Raw genomic sequence first — 21,032 nt, 5'->3', positions numbered from 1 at the left:
CGTGGCCTCACTCTCCCATAGCCTCCGCCGCCAAGGCCTCCGCCTCGATCAACAGATCGTCGTCCGCACTCCCGGTCGCCACCTTCTCCCGCCCGATCAGCACCAGCACCGGCACGGCGAGCGGGCTAACCCGCTCCAGATCGACGTGCAGCATCGTGCCGCCCGCCCGGTCGAGCAGATTGGCCAGCCGCCCCACATCGGTCATCCGCGCCCGGGCATCGTCCCACGCCGCCTGGAGCAGCAGATGGCCCGGCTCATATTTGCGCAGCACGTCGTAGATCAGGTCGGTCGAAAAGATCACCTGCCGCCCGGTCTTGCGCTTGCCGGGATGTTGGCGGTCGACCAGCCCGCCGATCACCGCGACCTCGCGAAAGGCGCGCTTGAGGAGGTGCGATTGCTGAACCCAATCGACGAACTCGTTTTCGAGGATGTCGGGCGAGAAGAGGCTGGCCGGATCGGTGACCTTCTCCAGCCCGTAACAGGCGAGCGCATAGTCGCTGGCGACGAAGCCAAGCGGCTTCAGCCCCTGCGCCTCCATCCGCCGGGTGATCAGCATCCCCAGCGACTGGTGGGCATTCCACCCCTCGAAGCTATAGGCGACCATGTAATGCCGCCCCTCGCGCGGGAAGGTCTCGACCAAGAGCTGGCCGCGCCGAGGGAGGACCGAGCGGCGGTCCTGCATCTCCAGCCAGTCGTGCACGTCCGGGGGAAAACGATCCCATTCGCGCCGGTCCGCGAGAAATTCGCGCACCCGGTCGGCGAGGCTGGTCGATAGCGGCATCCGGCTGCCGCCATAGGTGGGGATGCGCGCGGGGCGACTGGTCGCGCGGACGATCAGATCCTCGCCGTCGATCGATTCTACCTCCAGGCTGAGACCGGCGAAGAAGAAGGTGTCGCCGGGCGCCAGCGTCGCGGCGAAGCCTTCCTCAACCCGGCCAAGCTGGCGGCCGTTGCGGAAGCGGACCTTGAGCATCGTCGCCTCGACGATGATCCCGGCGTTGAGGCGATGCTGTGCGACGAACTGCGGATGGGTGACGCGCCACAGGCCGTCCGGCTGCTGCACCAGCCGCTTGAACCGGTCATAGGCCTTGAGCGCATAGCCGCCGTCCGCGATGAAGCGCAGCACCCGCTCGAACGTTTCGTCGTCCAGCGCTGAATAGGGCATGGCCGAGCGGATCTCGTCGAGCAATGCGCCCTGCTCGAACGGCGCGGCGCACGCGCAGGCCATGACATGCTGCGCCAGCACGTCGAGCGCGCCTGGGCGGAACAGGTCGGGGTCGAGTTCGCCCGCCTCCACCGCATCGAGTGCGGCGCGCGCCTCCAGATATTCGAAGCGATTGCCGGGGACCAGGATCGCGCGGCTCGATTCGTCCAGCCGGTGATTGGCGCGGCCGATCCGTTGGAGCAGCCGCGACGACCCCTTGGGTGCGCCCATCTGAATCACGCAATCGACATCGCCCCAGTCGACGCCGAGGTCCAGGCTGGCGGTGGCGACCAGTGCGCGGAGCTGGCCGTCCGCCATCGCGGCTTCCACCTTTTGCCGCGCTTCCAGCGACAGCGAGCCGTGATGGACACCGATCGGCAGGCTCTTGTCGTTCGCTTTCCACAAATCCTGGAAGATGAGTTCGGCGAGGCTGCGGGTGTTGCAGAAGACGATGGTGGTCCGGTTCGCCTCGATCACCCGCATCACCTGCGCGGCGGCGTAGCGGCCCGAATGGCCCGCCCAGGGGATACGATCCTTCGGCAGCAGGATCGAGATGTCCGACGGTGCGCCGGGTTCGCCGTTGACCAGGCCGACCGCATCGATGTCGCCGTCGGGCGCGAGCCAGGCGCGATAGCCATCCGGGTCCGCCACCGTTGCCGACAGCGCGACCCGGCGAAGATCGGGGGACAGGTGCTGCAACCGCGCCATGCACAAGGACAGCAGGTCGCCGCGCTTGCCGGTGGCGAAGGCGTGGACTTCATCGACCACGATCGTCTTCAACCCCGCGAACATGGTCGCGGCATCGGGATAGCTGAGCAGCAGCGACAGCGATTCCGGCGTGGTCAGCAGGATGTGCGGCGGCTTCACCCGCTGCCGCGCCTTCTTGTCCGACGACGTGTCGCCGGTCCGCGTCTCGACCCTTATGTCGAGGCCCATTTCTTCGATCGGCGTGACGAGGTTGCGGCGGATATCGACCGCCAATGCTTTCAACGGCGAGACGTACAGGGTGTGCAGCCCTTCGCTCGGCTCTTCGATCAATTCGGTCAGCGTCGGCAGGAACCCCGCCAGCGTCTTGCCCGCGCCGGTGGTGGCGACCAGCAGCGCGTGACGCCCGGCGCGCGCTTCCTCCAGCATCGCCAACTGGTGCGTGCGCGGTTGCCAGCCCTTGGCGGCGAACCAGTCGGTCAGGGCGGAGGGAAGGGAACCGGGGAGCATCCCGAAGGATATAGGTATCATGGTCAAGCTCGGCGACTGGATACAGCCCCATAAACGCGGGATTTACGTGGCTCCCGCCGATGTGTGGGTCGATCCGTCCGAACCGGAAGCCAAGGCGCTGGTGACCCACGGCCATGCCGACCATGCGCGCGGCGGGCACGGTACGGTGTGGGCGACGCCGGAAACGCTGGCGATCATGGAAGCCCGCTACGGCCCGCAGACCGGGGTTTCGGTCGGCTATGGCGAGACGATCCGGCTGGGCGAGGTGGATGTCAGCTTCGTGCCCGCCGGACATGTGCTGGGATCGGCGCAGATCGTGCTCGATTATCGGGATGAGCGGGTGGTCGTGTCGGGCGATTACAAGCGCCGCGCGGACCCGACCTGTGCGCCGTTCGAGCCGGTGAAGTGCGACGTGTTCGTCACCGAGGCGACCTTCGCGCTGCCCGTCTTTCGCCATCCCGAGACGGGGGACGAGATCGACAAGCTGATCGCGCGGCTCCACGCCAATCCGACCCGCTGCGTGCTGGTCGGGGCCTATGCGCTGGGCAAGGCGCAGCGGGTGATCGCCGAGCTGCGCGTGCGCGGGCATGAGGCACCCATCTATCTCCATGGCGCATTGGCGCGGCTATGCACGCTGTATCAGGAGCATGGCGTCGATCTGGGCGAACTGCGCATGGTCGCCGATACGCCCAAGGCAGAGATGGCGGGGCATGTCGTGATGTGCCCACCGGGTGCGCTCAACGATCGCTGGTCGCGGCGGCTGCCCGATCCGATCACCGCGATGGCCAGCGGCTGGATGCGGGTGCGTCAGCGCGCGCGGCAGAAGAATGTCGAGCTGCCGCTGATCCTGTCCGACCATGCCGATTGGGATGAACTGACCCAGACGCTGACCGAGATCGCACCGCGTGAGGTGTGGGTGACGCATGGGCGCGAGGAGGCGTTGGTCCACTGGTGCGAGACGCGGCAGATGAAGGCGCGGGCGCTGGCGTTGGTGGGGTTTGAGGATGAGGATGATTGAGGGGGTGTAGCGTGGGCTTCGACTTCGCTCAGACTGAACGGGGGTTGGTGTCCAGATGGGAGTGTCAGGAATTTCGTGTGCGGGCGGGCATAATGGGAAAGAAGGAGCCCCGAAATGTCCCGACGCAAAGAGCCTGCGATACCGAACGATCTGCTGGATCAGCTGCTGGCTGGCGCTGATGCTGGTACCGCGCTGGCGCAGGGCGGCCTGCTGGATGCGCTGAAGAAGGCGCTGACGGAGCGCGCTTTGAACGCGGAGATGGATTATCATCTGGCCGGAGACGACGGCACCGGCAACTCGCGCAACGGCTACGGCCGGAAGACGATCACGACCGATACCGGCAAGCTGGCGATCGACGTACCACGTGACCGGCAGAGCAGTTTCGACCCGCAGCTGATCGCCAAATACCAGCGGCGCTTTCCGGGCTTCGACGAGAAGATCGTGTCGATGTACGCGCGCGGCATGAGTACCCGCGAGATCACAGGACACCTGCACGATCTGTACGGCATCGACGTATCGCCGGACCTGATCTCGAGCGTGACCGACGCGGTGCTCGACGAGGTGGCGATCTGGCAGCAGCGGCCGCTCGACCCGGTCTACCCGCTCGTATTTTTCGACGCCTTGCGGGTGAAGATCCGTGACGAAGGCATGGTGCGCAACAAGGCGATCCACATCGCGCTCGGCGTCCGCGCCGACGGCGCCAAGGAGGTGCTGGGCCTGTGGCTGGAGCAGAACGAAGGGGCCAAATTCTGGCTCAGGGTCATGAACGAGCTGAGGAACCGCGGCACCGAGGACATCCTGCTCGCCGTGGTCGATGGCCTGAAGGGCTTTCCGGAAGCGATCACGGCCGTGTTCCCCGACGCCGTGGTTCAGACATGCATCGTCCATCTGCTGCGCAATTCCATGGACTTTGTGTCCTGGAAGGACCGCAAGGGCCTGGCGACTGCGTTGAAGGAGATCTACCGCGCGCCCAGTGCCGAGGCGGCCGAGCAGGCCCTGACTGCGTTCGAGGCGGGTCCTTGGGGAACCCGCTATCCCGCCATTGCCCAGAGCTGGCGGCGCGCCTGGGCCGAGGTCATCCCGTTCTTCGCCTTTCCCGACGAGGTTCGGCGGATCATCTACACCACCAACGCCATCGAGGCGCTGAACTCGAAACTGCGCCGGGCCGTCCGTGCACGCGGCCATTTCCCCAGCGACGAGGCCGCCACCAAGCTGCTCTACCTGATCTTGAACCGGTCGGAAAAAGAGTGGAGGATGCCACCACGTGAGTGGACCATGGCCAAGGCACAGTTCGCCGTCATCTTCGGCGAACGCTTCATCAGGGCCATGGCGGCGTAATGTTCAGCCGCCCGCCCGCACACGAAATTCCTGACACTCCCTGTCCAGATCCATTCCCTCGCTCCCTTCAGGCTGAGCGAAGTCGAAGCCCACGCCCGTCCCTCACGCCAACGCCAAGGGTCGAACCGGCTCCGCCACCCTAGACCCCGGCACCGCGAACACGCCCTTCTTCGCCAATCGCTCGCCCGGCCGAACCTTGGCGGTCTCCATCGCCAGCCATGGCGCCAGCAGCAATCCCAGCGTCACCGGCGACAGCCACGCCCCCAGCATCGGGTTCAGGAACGACACGACCACCAACGCGGCCCCCACCCCCAGATGCCAGTAATAACGCGGCATCGCGTCCGCCGCCGCCAAGCCATTGCGCACCCGGCTCTGCGGGCTCCAGCCCGACGGCTTGCCGCGCACGATGTTGATCAGATCGATCGTCTGGGTCAGCGCGATCACCGGCGCGGTCAGGATCGACAGCGGTACGTCGAGCGCGACCGAGGCCAGGATTGCTCTCGCCCCGCCATAGCTCGCCCGTCGCTCACGGTCCGCCATCGCCCAGATGATGCTGAGGATCTTCGGACCGAACAGCAGGACCAAAGTCACCACCAGCACCTGGGTCGAGGTCACCTCCCGCACCGTGGCGGCATCGTCGGACAGGCTCTGCGCGATCGAGGTGGCGATCAGGATCAGCCAGGCGGGCGACATCAGATAGGCCGAGGCGCCGATCAATAGCTGCAACCGGCTGATCCAGTGGAAACCGCTCGCGCCGAGCAGTTTCAGATGCTGGATATTGCCCTGCGCCCAGCGCCGGTCGCGCACCGCCTGGTCGATCAGGGTGGGTGGGAATTCCTCAAAACTGTCCTCGACCATCAGCATGTGCAGCCGCCAGCCGCGCCGCCGGAGCAGCGCCGCCTCGACCATGTCATGGCTCATGATCGTGCCGCCGAAGGGCGGGCGTCCGGGCAGGTCGGGCAGGCCGCAGCTTTCCGCAAAGGCGCGGATGCGGATCAGCGCATTATGGCCCCAGAAGGTAGACTCGGACCCCGACCACCAGACGAGGCCAGCGGTCGAGATCGGCCCGTAGAAGCGGCTCGCGAACTGCATCCAGCGCTGGAAGAAGGTCGTCGCGCCGATGATCATGGGCACGGTCTGAAGGAGGGCAATGGAGGGGCGCTGCTCCATGATCTGCGCCATGCCGATGATGGTGTCGCCGCCCATCAGGCTGTCGGCGTCGAGCATCAGCATGAAGTCGTACGCGCCGCCATGGTGGCGCACCCAGTCGGCGACGTTGCCGGGCTTGCGCCCGACATTCTCGGTCCGGCGGCGATAATGGAGCGGCACGCGCAGGAGCGGCGCGAGGCGTTCCCAGGCGGCGACTTCCTCGGCTTCCGCCGCTTCGCCCGAATCGGACAAGACGAAGAAGGCGAAACGGTCGGCGGAGCCGGCGCGCTCGATCATCGTCGCCATGCGCGCGATCCGGTCGAACACCGCATCGACATCCTCATTATGCACGGGCACCAGCACGGCCGTCCGCGCGGTCGGCGGCGCGGCCTCTCGCGGGGCCGAGGTGATGCCCGGATGCGCGCGCGAGATGAGCAGGATGAAGCCGATCGCCGCCGTCACGAAGCCGAACGAAATCCAGGCAAAGAGCGGGAAGAAGAGCAGCAGCAACAGACCGTCGAGCAGGCTGAATCCGTCGCTGAGCAACGCCTCCTTCACCGAGGCCGAGGCGGCGGTGGCGAGCAGGCCGGTCAGCAGCACCAGCAACAGGCGGCGCGTCAATATGTCGTCGGGGGATAGGTTGATGCCGGGCCGGGGCTCGGGCGCATTGTGCGGCGGCGGCGGGCCATCGAACCGCTGGACCGGCATTTCCAGCGGCGCCGGCTCGGGCATCATGGCATGGGGTCGGCTCATGGCAGGAAGACCGGCGCCAGCACCGTCTCGGTCAGCGCCTTGGTCCCGCGCTTCAGGAACAGTCGCACATCGGCGGGGCCCTGACCCTCGGGCGCGATATCGGCGGTGACACGCCAGCGATTGCTCTGCCCGACCACCGGATAGGCAGCCTGGGTCAGCAGCTTGCCGCGCGTGACGGAGATATCGGCGGTGACGCCGCTCTGCCGATCGAGCCCGGCCAGCGCCGGACCGACGAAATCCACGACCAGCTTGCGCGCGCCGGGCGTTGGCTCGGCACCGGGGCGTCCGGCGGCTCCGGTCCACTGGTCGACCGCGTGCGCGACCGCTGGCACCACGGTCGGGTCGGTCGAGCCCCAGCTCAACCGGTAGTCGAACTGGCGCTTCTGCCCGGCCTTGGGCGCGTCGGCGGGGTTCCAGAAGGCGACGATATTGTCGACCGTCTCCGACGCGGTGGGAAAGGCATAGAGCATCACCTGGCCCCGGCCCCAATTTCCTTCCGGCTGGACCCACAGATTGGCGCGGCGGTCGTAAAATGCGCCGTCATCCTGATAATGGTCGAACGCTCGGTCGCGCTGGAGCAGCCCGAAGCCGCGCGGATTGGTGTCGGCGAAGCTGTCGAGCGTCGGGCGCGGCGGATTGACCAAGGGCCGCCACAACCGCTCGCCAGCCCCGGTCAGCAGCGCGAGGCCGTCCGAATCGTGAATCTCGGGCCGCCAGTCGCTGCCCGCCGCGCGATTGCCCTCGCCATACCAGAACATGCTGGTCGCGGGCGCGATGCCCAGGCGTTCGACATCGCGGCGGAAGAAGAGGATGGCGGATACGCGCTGTTCGACGCCGTTCGCGCCCTTGGCCGACTCGATCCGATAGGCCCCGGTGACGCTCGGCCCGTCGAGCAGCGCATAGACGGTATAGGCCTGCGCCCCCGTCCGCTCGATCCAGAAGTCGGTGAAGGCGGGGAACTCCTCGCGCCCGTCGATGCCGGTGTCGATCGCGATCCCCCGCGCCGACAGGCCGTACTGGTCCTGCGCGCCCGCGGTGCGGAAATAGGAGGCGCCCTGAAAGGCCAGCCAGTCGCTTTTGCCGTCCGCCGTCATCGCGCGGAAGCCGGCGATGCCGAGCGGCGGCGCATGCCCCGCCTCGGCGGTGAACAGCGAGGGTGAGAAGGGGACGCTGCGCGCCTCGCCGTTCTCGACGATGTGGATGCCGACCGGGTTGGGCGCAGAGCGGCCCAGCGGGAACAGGCGGATGCCGCCGGCCAGCGTCTGGTCATCGCGATAGCGGATGGTGCCAACCGCATCATAGTCGATTGCGGCCGCCGCCTCGACCTTGGCCTGGGGTTTATAAGGCTGGCGCGCCAGTTGCTCGGCGCGGGTCTGGAGTGCCGTCCAGGAAAAGGGCTGTGCCGAGCCCAGGGCGGCCCGGGTCTGCGCGGCAAGCCGGGTGGCCATGGCCGGGGACAGTCCCAGAATGGTGAAGGCGGCGATCAGTTCGCGGCGATTGGCCTGCATCATCGGCTCCCTGAAGCTCCATCTGCGTCACGCTCGATAGTTCGCTGGGCGCAACGATCCTTTGGTGCAACGCAACATGCGATGATCGGTTGCCTGGCGCTGACCGCCCGATCATCCTCCCCAAAATGGCATTCTAAATACGGTATAATATATTTGACATGAGCGTATTCTTAGGCCAGCCTTCCAATGAATAAGACCAAAGAGGGGGTCATTCGTGACTAAAAATTACAAGAAACTGGCCTGCTCGGCCGGTGCGATTGCGATTGCGCTGCTTTCCGTGTCGGCGGCACACGCTCAGGAACAGATAGCTACGTCGGACGCTGCGAAGGCCTCAAACGATGCTTCGGCACCCCAGGATGGCGAGGCGATCGTCGTCACCGGCACCCGCCTGCAACGCCCCAACCTGACCAGCAACAGCCCGCTGACTGTCGTCGATGCGACCGAAATCCGCTATCAGGGCGCGGTTCAGGTCGAGAATGTGCTCAACCGCCTGCCGCAGGTGACGCCGGACGCGAACGAGAACAGCTCCAACGGGTCGGACGGCACCGCGCGCGTCAACCTGCGCAACTTGGGCAGCAACCGCAACCTAGTGCTGATCAACGGCCAGCGCATGCTGCCGGTGCAGGCCAACGACCTGAACTTCGTGCCGACCGCGCTGATCAAGCGCGTCGACGTGGTGACCGGCGGCGCCTCGGCAGTTTATGGTTCGGACGCGATTTCGGGCGTGGTCAATTTCATCTTGCGCGACGATCTGAACGGCGTGCGCGCCGATGTGCAATATGGCTTTGCCCAGCACCAGAACGACAACAGCTTCGCACGCGGCATCCAGCGCGAGGCCAATTACCGCCTCGCTCAGCCTATGATCCTCGATGGGCAGAAGCTGGACGTCAACCTCACCTTCGGCACCAACTTCCCCGATGGCCGCGGCAATGTGACCGCCTATTTCGGCTATCGTGACACCAAGCCGGTGCTGCAGGCCGACCGCGACGTCTCGTCCTGCGCCTTCGATCCGGCGGGCGCGGGCAATTCCACCCTGACCTGCGGCGGGTCGAGCAACAACCAATATGGCCTGTTCGATCCTATCACCGGCCCCAGCGCCGATCTGGGCCGGTTCAACAACACGCGTGACGGCAACCGGACCTGGGTCCCCTATGATGCCAGCTTCCGCTACAATTATGCGCCGCTCAACTATTTCCAGCGCAACGACACGCGCTACACCGCCGGTGCCTTCGCCAAGTACGAGATCACGCCCGCGATCGAGGCCTATGGCAGCGTCATGTTCATGGACGATCACACCAATTCGCAGGTCGCCCCCTCCGCACTGTTCCAGGGCTTCACCTACACGGTCAATTGCGACAATCCGTTCCTGAGCGCGCAGCAGGGACAGATCCTGTGCGGCAACGCCTATGGCACCAACGCCTCGCAACAGGCCTATATCGGCTATCGCCCGGTCGCGGGGAATGCACGGCCGCGTCGCGACGATCTGCGCCATACCGATTACCGCTTCTCGGGCGGCGTGCGCGGCCAGATCGCCGAGGGCATCCGCTATGACGCCAACGCGCTGTTCTCGACGGTGTTGTTCAACGAGACCTATTCGAACGATATCGACCCGAGCCGCGCCAACCGTGCGATCCAGGTCGTCAACCGCAACGGCACGCCGACCTGCAAGTCGGTGATCGACGGCACCGATCCGAATTGCGTGCCGCTCGACATCTTCCGCTACAACGGCATTTCGGACGCGGCGTTCAGCTATATCTACGCGCCGACCTCGACCCGCGGTGTCGATAAGGAAACCGTGCTCAGCGGCAATATCAGCGCGGACCTGGGAACCTATGGCGTGAAGTCGCCCTGGTCGGACGATGGCATTGGCGTCGTCCTGGGCGTCGAGCATCGTTACGAAAGCCTGGAGTTCAAGGCCGACGCGCTCGCCCTGCAAAAGGGGACCAAGGAGACCGAGGGCCGGTTCGACGTGAACGAGGTCTTCGCCGAAATCGAAGTGCCGCTGATCCAGAACAAGCCGTTCTTCAAGGACCTGTCGCTCAACGCCGGCTATCGCGGATCGGATTACAGCAACCTGTCCAAGATCGTCTCGACCTACAAGGCCGAGTTGTCTTGGGCGCCGAGCAGCGACATCCGCCTGCGCGGCAGCTACAACCGCGCGATCCGCGCCGCCAACGTGTCCGAACTGTTCGGGCCGCAGTTCAACGGCAATGTCAGCGCGCAGGATCCCTGCGCCACCGCGACGCCGACCGCGACCTTCGCCCAGTGCGCGCGTACCGGTGTGACCCAGGCGCAATATGGCCGCATCACCGACTGCCCTGCGGAAACTTGCACCGCGCAGTTCGGCGGCAACCCGGCACTGAAGCCCGAAACCGCCGACACCTATACGGCGGGCATCGTCTTCACGCCCAGCTTCCTGCGCCGCCTGACCTTCTCGGTCGACTATTACGACATCCGGGTGCGCGACTATATCGGCTCGATTTCGGTCAACCAGACGATCAGCCAGTGCATCCAGACGGGCAATCCGTTCTTCTGCAAGCTGTTCAACCGCGATCCGCGCGGCGGCATCATCTTCGGCGACCAGGGCTATATCGTCTCGACGACGCAGAATACGGGCTCGCTGCACACCTCGGGCATCGATTTCGGCCTCAACTATCTCCAGCCGCTGGGCGGCGCCGGATCGCTGGGCGTCGATTTCCAGGGCAACTGGAACCGCAAGTTCGTCAACGAGCCGGTGCCGGGGCTCGGTTCCTATGACTGCGTCGGCTTCTTCGGTCCCGTCTGCGGCCAGCCGACGCCCGAATGGCGGCACCAGGCGCGCTTCACCTGGACCGATGCGGCCAAGGTCGGCACGCTGTCGCTCAACTGGCGCTATATCGGGGCGACGAACCTGACCAGCAACTCGTCCGACCCGAACCTGGCCGGCACGCCGTCCGCGTTCAACAGCCGGATCAAGGCGTACAACTATTTCGACCTCGCCGGCACCGCCAAGGTGCAGGACGGCATCGTCTTCCGCGCCGGCGTGAACAACGTCTTCGACAAGGACCCGCCGATCATCGCCCAGGGCCTGCTGACCTCGTTCGGCAACGGCAACACCTATCCGGGCCTGTACGATGCGGTCGGCCGGACCGTGTTCATCGGCCTGACCGCTGAATTCTGATGTCGGGTCGGGGCGGCGATCCGTCGCCCCCATCGACCAGCGGGCTTGCGCATCTTACCCCAGACTACCCCGTCCGGCGTCATGCCGGGCGGGGTTCTTTTTTATCCGGATGCATCTCCACCTCGCCCCATTCCTCCGTCCGCGCTGAGCGAAGTCGAAGGGTACGGGAAGCACTTGGCGATTGCGGCGTGGGCTTCGACTTCGGCGCTATGCGCCGAAGTTTATCCTGAGCGGCTGGCTTGCCAGCCAGCCGAAGGGCTCAGCCTGAACGGGGGAGGGGGCTTAAACCATAGGTCAAGGCAGCGGCCTGTCCCCTAAACCTCGGCTAGCAGCTTTTGCGCCTCGGCGCCGGCCCAGTCGAAGCCGCCGGTCACGCGCCAGATTTCCTTGCCGGTCGCGTCATAGAGAATCGTGGTCGGCAGATTGGCACGGTAATGGGTGCTCAGCCCCAGCTTGGGGTCGAGATAGACGGGCAATGCGTCGAGCTTGCGGCCGGCCAGGAACGGCGTGACCTTGGCCGCACCGTCCAGGTCCTGGCTGACCGCGATCACCGCGACCTTGCCCTTCAGCCGCTCGGCGGTGGTGGCCAGCGTCGGCATTTCCGCCACGCATGGTCCGCACCAGGTCGCCCAGAGATTGACCAGCACCGGCTTGCCACGGAAATCGGCCAGCGTCGTCGGCTTGCCGTCGAGGGTGGTGAAGCCCAGCGCGGGCGCCGCCTCGCCCTTGTGGGCACGGTCGACCGCGCCGGCGGGCTTGGGTGCTTCGGGTGCGGGGGCGGCGGTCACTTCGCCGCTCGAAACTTCTCCGCTGGAGGTGTTGCCGGCTTGCTCCGGGGCGGGGCTTTGCTTATCGCACCCGGCGACCATCAGCCCCAGGAGACAGGCGATCACGGTACGCGACGACATGGGCGGCTCCAACGCAATGTGGGGCGGGCGCTTCGCAGAAGGTCCCGCCGCGGTGATGCGCGAGATAAACGCGTCCATCCCCTTCGACAAGCGATTGTGGAAACAGGACATCGCCGGGTCGAAAGCGCATGTCGCCATGCTGGGCAAACAGGGCATCGTCTCGGCCGAGGACGCCGCGACGATCGCCGCCGGGCTGGATAAGGTCGCCGAGGATTATGCCGCCAATGGCGTGGCCGAGGACCTGACCCTCGAAGACATCCATATGCAGACCGAGGCGAAGCTGGCCCAGTTGATCGGGCCGGTGGCGGGACGCCTGCACACCGCGCGGTCGCGCAACGACCAGGTGGCGACCGACTTCCGTCTGTGGGTGCGCGATGCGATCGACGAGACGCTGACGGCGCTGGGGGCTTTGCGGGAAGCGCTGCTGATCCGTGCCGAGGAACATGCCGACAGCGTGATGCCGGGCTTCACCCATCTGCAATCCGCGCAGCCGGTGACGCTGGGTCATCACCTGATGGCCTATCACGAGATGATCGTGCGCGACGCCAGCCGCTTTGCGGACGCGCGCGCGCGGATGAACCAGTGCCCGCTGGGCTCGGCGGCGCTGGCGGGGACGGGTTTCCCGATCGACCGCCACATGACGGCTGAGGCGCTGGGGTTCGACGCGCCGACGCGCAACTCGCTGGACGCGGTCAGCGACCGCGACTTCGCGATCGACTATCTGCAGGCTGCGACCAACTGCTCGCTCCACCTGTCGCGCCTGGCCGAGGAGTTCGTGCTCTGGGCGTCGCAGCCCTTCGGCTTCGTGGCGCTGTCCGACCAATGGTCGACCGGCAGCTCGATCATGCCGCAGAAGCGCAACCCCGACGCGGCCGAATTGGTGCGCGGCCATGCCGGGCGCATCATGGGCTGCATGACCAGCCTGATGGTCACGATGAAGGGCCTGCCGCTCGCCTATTCCAAGGACATGCAGGACGACAAGCCGCCGGTGTTCGAGGCGCACGACCTGCTGGCGCTGTCGATCGCGGCGATGACCGGCATGGTCGAGAGCGCGACCTTCCGGACGCCGCGGATGCGCGCCGTGGCGGAAGCGGGCTTCTCGACCGCGACCGATCTGGCCGACTGGCTGGTCCGCGTTGGCGGCATTCCCTTCCGCGAGGCGCATCATATCACCGGCCGCGCCGTGAAGCTTGCCGAGGAGAAGGGCGTGATGCTGCACGAGCTGTCGATCGACGATCTGACCGCGATTGACGCGCGGATCAATGACGGCATCTATGACGTGCTGTCGGTCGATGCTTCGGTTGCCAGCCGGGTCAGCTTCGGCGGTACCGCGCCCGCCAATGTGCGCGCCGCCATCGCCACCGCGCGGGGGGTGCGGCCTTGAAGCGGGCGCTCGTCCTGCTGATCGCGTTCGGCCTTTCGGCCTGTGGCGCGGCCAACCGGCTGCAACCGCCCAAGGGCGAGCCGCTGCCGGTCGCGCCGCGCGGTGCGACCACCCGTCCCACGGCGCAGCAATTGCTGACGCCGACCCCCCAACAACGCCCGCAGCGGTCCGACGAACTGATGACTCAGTCGCAGGAACGCCGCTCGGACGAATTTGATTTGCCCCCCCGCTGATGGACCATTTTCACTTTTCGAACGGCGAACTCCATGTCGAGGACGTCCCCGTCGCCCGGATCGCGGCCGAAGTCGGCACGCCGGTCTATATCTATTCCGCCTCGACCTTCCGCCGCCATGCGCAGGTGTTCCGCGAAGGCCTGAGCGCGTTGCCGCGCGTGCATCTGGCCTATGCGATCAAGGCGAACCCGAACCTCGCCGTGCTGCGCGTGCTGGCCGATGAAGGATACGGCGCGGACGTCGTGTCGGTCGGCGAGATGCGCCGCGCGCTGGCAGCGGGGATGAAGGCGGAGGACATCGTGTTCTCCGGCGTCGGCAAGACGCGCGCCGAACTGATCGCCGCGCTGGAAGCCGGAATCGGCCAGTTCAACCTGGAGCTGGAGGAAGAAGGCGCGGTGCTTGCCGAGCTGGCGCATGAGCGCGGCCTCGTCGCGCCCGCCACGCTGCGCGTGAACCCGGACGTCGATGCCGGCACCCACGCCAAGATCTCGACCGGCCGCAAGGAAAACAAGTTCGGTGTGCCGATTGATCAGGCACTCGGCATGTTCGACCGTTTGGCCGGGCTGCCGGGCATCGACCTGAAGGGTGTTGCCTGTCACATTGGCAGCCAGTTGGGCGATCTTGCCCCGCTCGAGGCCGCCTATAAGCGCGTCGGCGAACTCGTTGCCGAACTGCGCGGCGCGGGGCATCGCGTCACCCGCGTCGATCTGGGCGGTGGTCTGGGTGTTCCTTACAAGCCCGGCGATGTGATGCCCGCGCCAGCCGCTTATGGCGAGATGGTGGCACGCGTGACCAAGGACTGGGACGTCGAGCTGATGTTCGAGCCCGGTCGGGTGATCGCGGGCAATGCCGGTGTGCTGGCGACCGAAGTCGTCTGGGTGAAGCCCGGCGTCGCCAACCCCTATGTCATCGTTGATGCGGCGATGAACGACCTCGCGCGACCGGCGCTCTATGACGCCTATCACGACTTCGTCGCGGTGAAGCCGACCGGCGAGACGATGATGGCCAACATCGCCGGGCCGGTGTGCGAGACCGGCGACACCTTCGCGATGAACCGCGAGATCGATGTGGTGAAGTCGGGCGACCTCGCCGTGTTCCGCACCGCAGGCGCTTACGGCGCGACCATGGCGTCGACCTATAACAGCCGCCCGCTGGTCCCCGAGGTGATGGTCGAGGGCGATCGCTTCGCCGTCGTCGCCGATCGCATCGCCGCCGAGACGATCATCGCCGCCGAGCGCGTGCCGGAGTGGCTGAAGAAGTGACGGCGCGACCTGCGGCCTTCCTCCCCTGGAAGGGGAGGTGGCAGGCCGCAGGCCTGACGGAGGGGGGGCACCGGTCGCGAGGAATCGCTTCCTCTCCAGCGGTGACACCCCTCTACCAGCTTCGCTGGTTCCCCTCCCTTTACAGGGGAGGAATGGCGAAGTGAGTCTCGCCAGTCTGCCTTTGTTCGTCCGGCTGGGGGGCCGCCCGGTGATCCTGCTCGGCGAGGGCGAGCCGGCCGAAGCTAAGCGCCGCCTGCTCGACCGTGCCGGGGCACTCGTCGTGGGGGAGGACGCCCCCGCCACCCTCGCCATCGTCGCGATCGAGGATGAAGACGCGGCGCAAGCCGCCATCGCCCGGCTGAAGGCGCGCGGCATACTGGTCAACGCGGTGGACCGGCCAGCCGTCTGCGACTTCACCCTGCCCGCCATCGTCGAGCGCGGGCCGGTGATCATCGCGATCGGGACGGGCGGCGTGTCGGCGGGCCTGGCGGCGGCGCTTCGCCAGCGGCTGGAGACATTGCTGCCCGCCGGCCTCGGTGCGCTGGCCGAGGGGCTGTATGCCGCCCGCACCGCTTTGCGTGCGCGCTTCCCCGATGGGGCGGAGCGGCGGCGGGCGATCGGGGCGGCACTGTCGCCGGGCGGTGCGCTCGATCCGTTGGCGGAGGAGCATGACGTCGATGCCTGGCTGGCGAGCGCCGATCGCCCGGGCGCGCGCGTCGAGGCTTTCGTGCTGACCTCGACCGATCCTGACGATCTCACCCTGCGCCAGGCACGAGCACTGGCCGCCGCCGACCGCGTCTATCACCGCGGCGATGTGCCGTCCGCCATTCTCGACCGTGCACGCGCCGACGCGGTGCGCATCGCCAGCGACAGCCTTCCCGCCGAGGTCGGCGAGGGGCAGGTGGTCGATCTGTCGATGGCGGGCCCGGCATGACCGGCTTTGCCTATCGCCTGGACAAGGGCCAGGCCGAGGCGATCGGGGTGCGCGAGGCGGTGTCGGTCGACGCGCGGCTCGTCTGGGTGCATCTGGAGACCAACGACGCGGTCGCCCAGCGCTGGTTGCACGATTCCGCGCATCTGCCCGACTATGTCGTGGATGCGCTGACCGCGACCGAGACTCGCCCACGGTGCGAGGCGGTAGGCGAGGGGGCGTTCCTGAACCTGCGCGGGCGCAGCAGCGAACCGCTCGACGGGTCGGACATGCTCGCCTCAGTGCGCATCTGGGCGGTCAAGGGCCGGGTCTATTCGGTGACGCGCCGCCCGCTGCTCGCGGTGGATGAGGTGCGCCAATGCGTCGAGCGTGGTGAAGTGGTCGACCCGGGCGACCTCATCACCGCCTTCGCGACCGCCATCACCAGCGACCTCGACCCCGATGTGGCGAGCCTGGGCGACGATCTGGATGATTGCGAGGAGCAGTTGGACGAGCACCGCGTCTTTCAGTTGCGCCGCACGGTCAGCCGGGCGCGCGTTGCCGCGATCGGCTATCGCCGCTTCCTCAATCCGCAGCGCGCGGCGCTCGAAAAGCTGGCGGCCTTGCCCGGCGACTGGCTGGCCGATGACGATCGGCTCCATCTGTCCGCCGCCGCCGATCGTGCGGCGCGCATGGCCGAGGAACTGGAATCGATCCGCGAGCGTGCCGCGCTGATCCACGAAACGCTGACCGATTTGCGGGCGGAGCAGATCGACAATCGCGCGCTGCTCATTTCGATCGTGGCGATGGTGTTCCTGCCGCTGACCTTCATCACCGGACTCTACGGAATGAACGTCAAGAACCTGCCCTATGCCGAGCAGCCCTGGGCGTTCGACGCGATCCTGGGCGCCTGCGCGCTGATCGCGGCGGGGATCGTCATCTATTTCGTCCAGCGCCACTGGTTCCGGCGGTGAGCCTTACCTCCCGCCGTTCACGCTGAGCACTGTCGAAGCGCATGGTCCGCGTTCGATGGCGAAGGAATTCCCATGGCCTTCGACTTCGCTCAGGCTGAACGGGGCCTGGGGTTCAGTTCTTGGTGTTGCCCGCATTCATCTTGCGCACCGTTTCCCAGGCCTCGGCGATCTCGACCATATTGGCGGCGACCGCGCGGAAGACATTGGCGTCCTGGCCCAGCGAGCCATCGACGATCTGCTTGCGTGCACCCGCATAGAGCTTGGCGAAGGTGATCGACATTTCGCCGCCATTGTCGAAGTCGAGCCCCGCTTCCAGCGCGAACAGGATGGCGGTGGCGCGCGTCACCCGCTCGCTCTTGCGTGCGAGCTGGCCATGCTCGGTCGCCCAGGCGGCGGAGCGCAACGCGGCGATCAGTTCCTCGTAGAGCAGCTGCACCAGCGCGGGGCCGTCGGCCATCGCGGTGCGGCCGACCACGTCGATTTGGCGATAGACGGCGGCGGGATCGGTCAGGAAAGCGGACGCATAGGTCATGTCAGTTGCTCTTGGTCCACATCTTGACCTGTTGATCCATGAAGTTCTGCACCGATTTATAGGCGGAGACGCGGCTGTTCATCGACGCGAAGCGTGCGGTCATCGTGTCGGTGGCGGTTTTGCGACTGTCTTCCAGCTTGGCCTGGGCGTCGGAATTGTCCGACTGCTGCTGCGTCAGGTTGTTGTACGACGCGGTCAGGCCATAGACGCTGCTGGTCGTCGACATCTGGACGGTATTCATCCGCGCCGACAAGCCGATGATATTATCGCCACTGGCCTGGAACATCTTTTCGACGGCGTCGGGATATTTGCTCAGCGCCTGCGACAGGACCGTCGAGTCGACCGTCAGCGTGCCGTCCTTTTCGGTCCGCACGCCCAGATCGGCCAGCGTCTGGGGGCCGGCGTCACTGCCCGGAACGAGCTTGGTGGTCGTCAGCCCGCGCAGGCTCTGAGCCAGCGACCGCGCGGCGGGGTCGCTGCGCAGATCGCCGGTGATCGGATCGATCGCCTTGTTCAGCGCGGTCATGTTGTCGTTGAAGGTCGACACGAAGTTCGACACCACGGTGCTGAGCGCCGAGGTCGGCGTCGATCCGGTCAATGAGACCGCCTTGCTCGTCACCGCCGACAGGGTCATCGTCACCCCGTCGACCAGATCGTTCACCGTGTTCGACGCGCGCTCCACGGTCACGCCGTCCATCGTGATGCTGGCATTGGCGGCGGTCGAGCTGGTGGTCGTGCCGGTCGCGTCGTTGCCGACGTTCAGCCGCGACAGACCGGCGGTATCACCTTCGGTCGCGGTGATGGTGAAGCTGTTGTCCTTGCCGCTGGCACCCGTGAAGGAGAGATAGGCATTGCCGCTGGAGTCGGTGATGACCGAGGCTTTGACGCCGGCATTGGCGGCGTTGATCTTGGCGGCGAGCGCGGCGGGCGTCGAATCGCCGCTGGCAATATCGATCGACACGGCATCCTTGGAGCCGACCTTGATCGACAGGCTGCCGGTGCCGAGCGAGTCGGTGCTGGAATAGGCCGATTTGGTCGACGACACCTGGGCACTGGCCAGCGCATTGATGCTGATCGACTTGGACAGGCCCGACAGCTTGGCCCCTGCAGAGGTGGTGACGCCCAGGCTGGCGGTGTCCGAACTCACCGCCTGGGTTGCCAGCGTTCCGCCCTTGGCCAGCGACGCCAGCGCCGAGGCGAAATCGGTGATCGAGCTCTTGATCGACGACACGTCCGAAATCTGCGCGGTCAGCGTGTCGGCCTTGGCCTTCAGCGCGGCGGTCTTGGCGGAGAATTGCGCCTCGATCAGCGAGGGCACCAGCGTCGACAGATCGATGCCCGAGCCTGTCTGCAACGAGTTGAACAGTGCCTGCGCGGCATTCTTGGTCGCGGCCTGAGAAGTACTGCTCGACGAGGTCGACGACGTGCTGGTCGTCGAGGCGGTGGAGGACGATGTGCTCGAGGAAACAGTGGTCATCGACGATACTCCGGCGCGCGCTTGCCATGCTTAACGGCCGCGATCCGCCGGGCTTTAGGGCGATGCGACGAACCGACGGCGATCATCGTCGCGAATATCACGGTTGCGCCACGCCGTTTTCGTCAAAGCGCGCGGTCGTCGGGACCTCGACCGGCGGCTGCGCGGTGCCGCCCGCGCCTGCATTGATGCCGAAGACGAAAGCGAGGACGACGGCGATCGCCTGATACAGGTCGGCGCGCACTTCCTGGCCTTCGCGGCTGGTATAATAGACCGCGCGGGCGAGCTGCGGATATTCCAGCACCGGCGTAGCCAGTTCGGCGGCCAGTTCGCGAATGGCGAGCGCGGTCGCCCCGCGGCCCTTGGCGACGACCACCGGCACCTCGTCCTTGCCGCGTTCGTAGCGCAGCGCGACCGCGAAATGGGTCGGGTTGGTCAGGATGACATGCGCTTCCTGCACCGCCGCGCGGACCGCGCGGTGCGACATCTCGCGCTGCTTGGCGCGGATATGCGCCTTGGCTTCCGGATTGCCTTCGCTCTCCTTATGCTCGTCCTTGATCTCCTGCTTGGTCATCTTGAGCTTGGACAGCAGCTGGAAGATCTGGATCGGCACGTCGAAACCGGCGATCAACACCAAACCGAAGCCCATGACCAGCAGGATGGTGATGAAGGTGCCGCCCAGCGACCCGATCGCGCTGTTCAGGTCCGACTGCGCCAGCCCCAGCGTCGCGCGCGACGACGTCCACAGCATATAGCCGCCGAGCGCGCCGAGCAGCACGATCTTGAGCAGCGATTTGCCCAGCTCGGTCCAGCCCTGCATGCCGAAGATGCGCTTCAGGCCCGAGGCGGGGTTGAGCTTGGACGGCTTGGGCGTCAGCGCCTTGGGATTGAATTGTAGCGAACCCAGTCCCGCCTGCGAGGCGATCGTCGCGACGATGGTGACCGCGAACAGCGAGGCGAGCGAGGGAAGGAGCTTCCAACCCGCCTCCATCAGCGGGCGGAAGGGCTCGAAATCCTCGACATCGGCATGGCTGAACTGAAAGCTCGCCGCCATCACCGCCTTGCACGCGCCGAGCAGTGTGGGGCCCGCGAACATCAGCCAGGCGATACCCGCCATCATCACCAAGGCGGCCGCCAGGTCGCGGCTGCGCAGGATCTGCCCATCCTCGCGCGCCTTTTGGCGGCGCTTTTGGGTTGGGGCTTCTGTTTTCTCGCCGCCCTCCGACATCAGCCCATCACCAGATTTTCGGTGGCGGACAGCGCCTCGCGGATGATCACGAGCATGTAATCGCCCATGGCGGGAAAGGCGACGGCGATGGCGATGACGCCGACGCCGAGCGCGGCGGGCAGGCCCACCGAGAAGAGGTTGAGCGAGGGCGCGGCACGGCTCATCATCCCGACCACCAGGTTGAGGCAGAGCAGCAGGAACCCGACCGGCAGCGCGAGCAGCAGGCCGGCGAGAAAGGCATAGCCCCCGAACAGCGCGATCGCGCGGAACTGCGCCGGGGCCATCCAGGCGCGGCCGGGGGGCAGCGCGTCATAGCTTTTGACGATCATGTCGACCAGGACAAGGTGCCCATCGACCGACAGGAACAGCAAGGTCAGCATGACGGTGAAGAACTGGCCCAGCGCCTGGGTCGAGCGGCCATTGAGCGGATCGATGGTCGCGGCGAAGTTGATCCCCATCGACCCGCCGATCAGTTCGCTGGCGACGAGCGGTGCGGTGAAGGCGACCTGCAGGATCAGGCCCAGCGCCAGGCCGACGATCGCCTCGGCCGCGACCGACATGATGGTGGGCAGCGAGAAGATGACCGGCGGCGGCACGACCGGATGGACCGAGTTGACGAGGAAGGCGATGGCCCCGGCCAGGCTGACCCGCACGGGCAGGGGGATCGACACCGCGCCGAACACGGGCGCGGTGATGAACGCCGCCCCGATCCGGATCATGAGGAACAGGATCGCCCAAGCCTGCGGCTCGATCGAGAGGCCGAAGCCGAGCATGTTATTCTA

16 protein-coding genes are annotated in these 21,032 nt (G+C 66.4%); 8 read left to right on the top strand and 8 right to left on the bottom strand.

The features are described from left to right. Window positions 1–7: 7 nt before the first annotated feature. A complete protein-coding gene (locus SP6_RS08595; protein WP_227876555.1) occupies window positions 8–2,440 on the bottom strand; it encodes a ligase-associated DNA damage response DEXH box helicase in 2,433 nt (810 codons plus the stop codon). On the opposite strand from SP6_RS08595, the gene SP6_RS08590 reads away from it, so the two are divergent. Both SP6_RS08590 and SP6_RS08585 read left to right on the top strand, forming a co-directional pair. Then, a complete protein-coding gene (locus tag SP6_RS08590) occupies window positions 2,439–3,437 on the top strand; it encodes a ligase-associated DNA damage response exonuclease (RefSeq protein ID WP_037569449.1) in 999 nt (332 codons plus the stop codon). The two genes, SP6_RS08595 and SP6_RS08590, sit on opposite strands and share 2 nt — an antisense overlap. Before the next feature lie 114 nt (window positions 3,438–3,551). Continuing rightward, a complete protein-coding gene (locus SP6_RS08585; protein ID WP_042468862.1) occupies window positions 3,552–4,775 on the top strand; it encodes an IS256 family transposase in 1,224 nt (407 codons plus the stop codon). Window positions 4,776–4,877: 102 nt separating this feature from the next. On the opposite strand, the gene mdoH is transcribed toward SP6_RS08585, so the two are convergent. Continuing rightward, window positions 4,878–6,677 carry a glucans biosynthesis glucosyltransferase MdoH gene (gene mdoH, locus SP6_RS08580; RefSeq protein ID WP_042468860.1) on the bottom strand — a complete coding sequence of 600 codons (1,800 nt, stop codon included), beginning with the start codon at window positions 6,675–6,677 and terminating at the stop codon, window positions 4,878–4,880. Continuing rightward, a complete protein-coding gene (locus SP6_RS08575) occupies window positions 6,674–8,185 on the bottom strand; it encodes an OpgD/OpgG family glucan biosynthesis protein (protein ID WP_369397420.1) in 1,512 nt (503 codons plus the stop codon). The genes mdoH and SP6_RS08575 overlap by 4 nt, the downstream gene beginning before the upstream one ends. A 214-nt stretch (window positions 8,186–8,399) precedes the next feature. On the opposite strand from SP6_RS08575, the gene SP6_RS08570 reads away from it, so the two are divergent. Continuing rightward, window positions 8,400–11,345, top strand: coding sequence for a TonB-dependent receptor domain-containing protein (locus tag SP6_RS08570; RefSeq protein ID WP_007406186.1), 2,946 nt, complete (start codon window positions 8,400–8,402; stop codon window positions 11,343–11,345). 314 nt (window positions 11,346–11,659) lie between these two features. Here SP6_RS08570 and SP6_RS08565 read toward each other — a convergent pair whose 3' ends face one another. Continuing rightward, complete coding sequence (locus tag SP6_RS08565; protein ID WP_007406221.1) at window positions 11,660–12,253, bottom strand: TlpA family protein disulfide reductase; 594 nt, start codon at window positions 12,251–12,253, stop codon at window positions 11,660–11,662. Window positions 12,254–12,269: 16 nt separating this feature from the next. Here SP6_RS08565 and argH point away from each other — a divergent pair, with 16 nt between their 5' ends. From argH to SP6_RS08540, 5 genes are all read left to right on the top strand, one after another. Further along, window positions 12,270–13,637 carry an argininosuccinate lyase gene (gene argH / locus SP6_RS08560; RefSeq protein WP_082052461.1) on the top strand — a complete coding sequence of 456 codons (1,368 nt, stop codon included), beginning with the start codon at window positions 12,270–12,272 and terminating at the stop codon, window positions 13,635–13,637. Further along, a complete protein-coding gene (locus tag SP6_RS08555; RefSeq protein WP_007406212.1) occupies window positions 13,634–13,870 on the top strand; it encodes a hypothetical protein in 237 nt (78 codons plus the stop codon). The genes argH and SP6_RS08555 overlap by 4 nt, the downstream gene beginning before the upstream one ends. Beyond that, window positions 13,870–15,132: a diaminopimelate decarboxylase gene (gene lysA / locus SP6_RS08550; RefSeq protein ID WP_007406225.1), complete on the top strand. Its 1,263-nt coding sequence runs from the start codon at window positions 13,870–13,872 to the stop codon at window positions 15,130–15,132. Before SP6_RS08555 ends, lysA begins: the two co-directional genes overlap by 1 nt. A 160-nt stretch (window positions 15,133–15,292) precedes the next feature. Continuing rightward, window positions 15,293–16,066: a precorrin-2 dehydrogenase/sirohydrochlorin ferrochelatase family protein gene (locus SP6_RS08545; RefSeq protein WP_007406188.1), complete on the top strand. Its 774-nt coding sequence runs from the start codon at window positions 15,293–15,295 to the stop codon at window positions 16,064–16,066. Further along, on the top strand, window positions 16,063–17,016 hold the full coding sequence (locus SP6_RS08540) for a zinc transporter ZntB (protein WP_007406213.1): 954 nt from the start codon (window positions 16,063–16,065) through the stop codon (window positions 17,014–17,016). Before SP6_RS08545 ends, SP6_RS08540 begins: the two co-directional genes overlap by 4 nt. Before the next feature lie 112 nt (window positions 17,017–17,128). Here the strand turns inward: SP6_RS08540 and SP6_RS08535 are convergent, their stop codons facing one another. The 4 genes from SP6_RS08535 to fliR all read right to left on the bottom strand — a co-directional run bounded on the left by SP6_RS08535 (window position 17,129) and on the right by fliR (window position 21,023). After that, window positions 17,129–17,548, bottom strand: coding sequence for a flagellar export chaperone FliS (locus SP6_RS08535; protein ID WP_007406182.1), 420 nt, complete (start codon window positions 17,546–17,548; stop codon window positions 17,129–17,131). Window position 17,549: 1 nt separating this feature from the next. Further along, the gene (fliD, locus tag SP6_RS08530; protein WP_007406199.1) at window positions 17,550–19,025 is read right to left on the bottom strand and encodes a flagellar filament capping protein FliD; all 1,476 of its coding nucleotides are present in this window, start codon (window positions 19,023–19,025) and stop codon (window positions 17,550–17,552) included. 97 nt (window positions 19,026–19,122) lie between these two features. Continuing rightward, complete coding sequence (locus SP6_RS08525; protein WP_007406151.1) at window positions 19,123–20,250, bottom strand: EscU/YscU/HrcU family type III secretion system export apparatus switch protein; 1,128 nt, start codon at window positions 20,248–20,250, stop codon at window positions 19,123–19,125. Then, entirely contained in the window at window positions 20,250–21,023 is a 774-nt protein-coding gene (fliR, locus tag SP6_RS08520) for a flagellar biosynthetic protein FliR (protein WP_007406175.1), read from the bottom strand. The genes SP6_RS08525 and fliR overlap by 1 nt, the downstream gene beginning before the upstream one ends. Window positions 21,024–21,032: the final 9 nt, after the last annotated feature.

The sequence above is a fragment of the Sphingomonas paucimobilis NBRC 13935 genome, from assembly GCF_000739895.2.
In the GTDB taxonomy this organism is placed as follows: Bacteria; Pseudomonadota; Alphaproteobacteria; order Sphingomonadales; family Sphingomonadaceae; genus Sphingomonas; species Sphingomonas paucimobilis.
The sequence above is the reverse complement of the archived record's forward strand: the minus strand, read 5'-3'. Positions and strand labels throughout refer to the sequence as shown.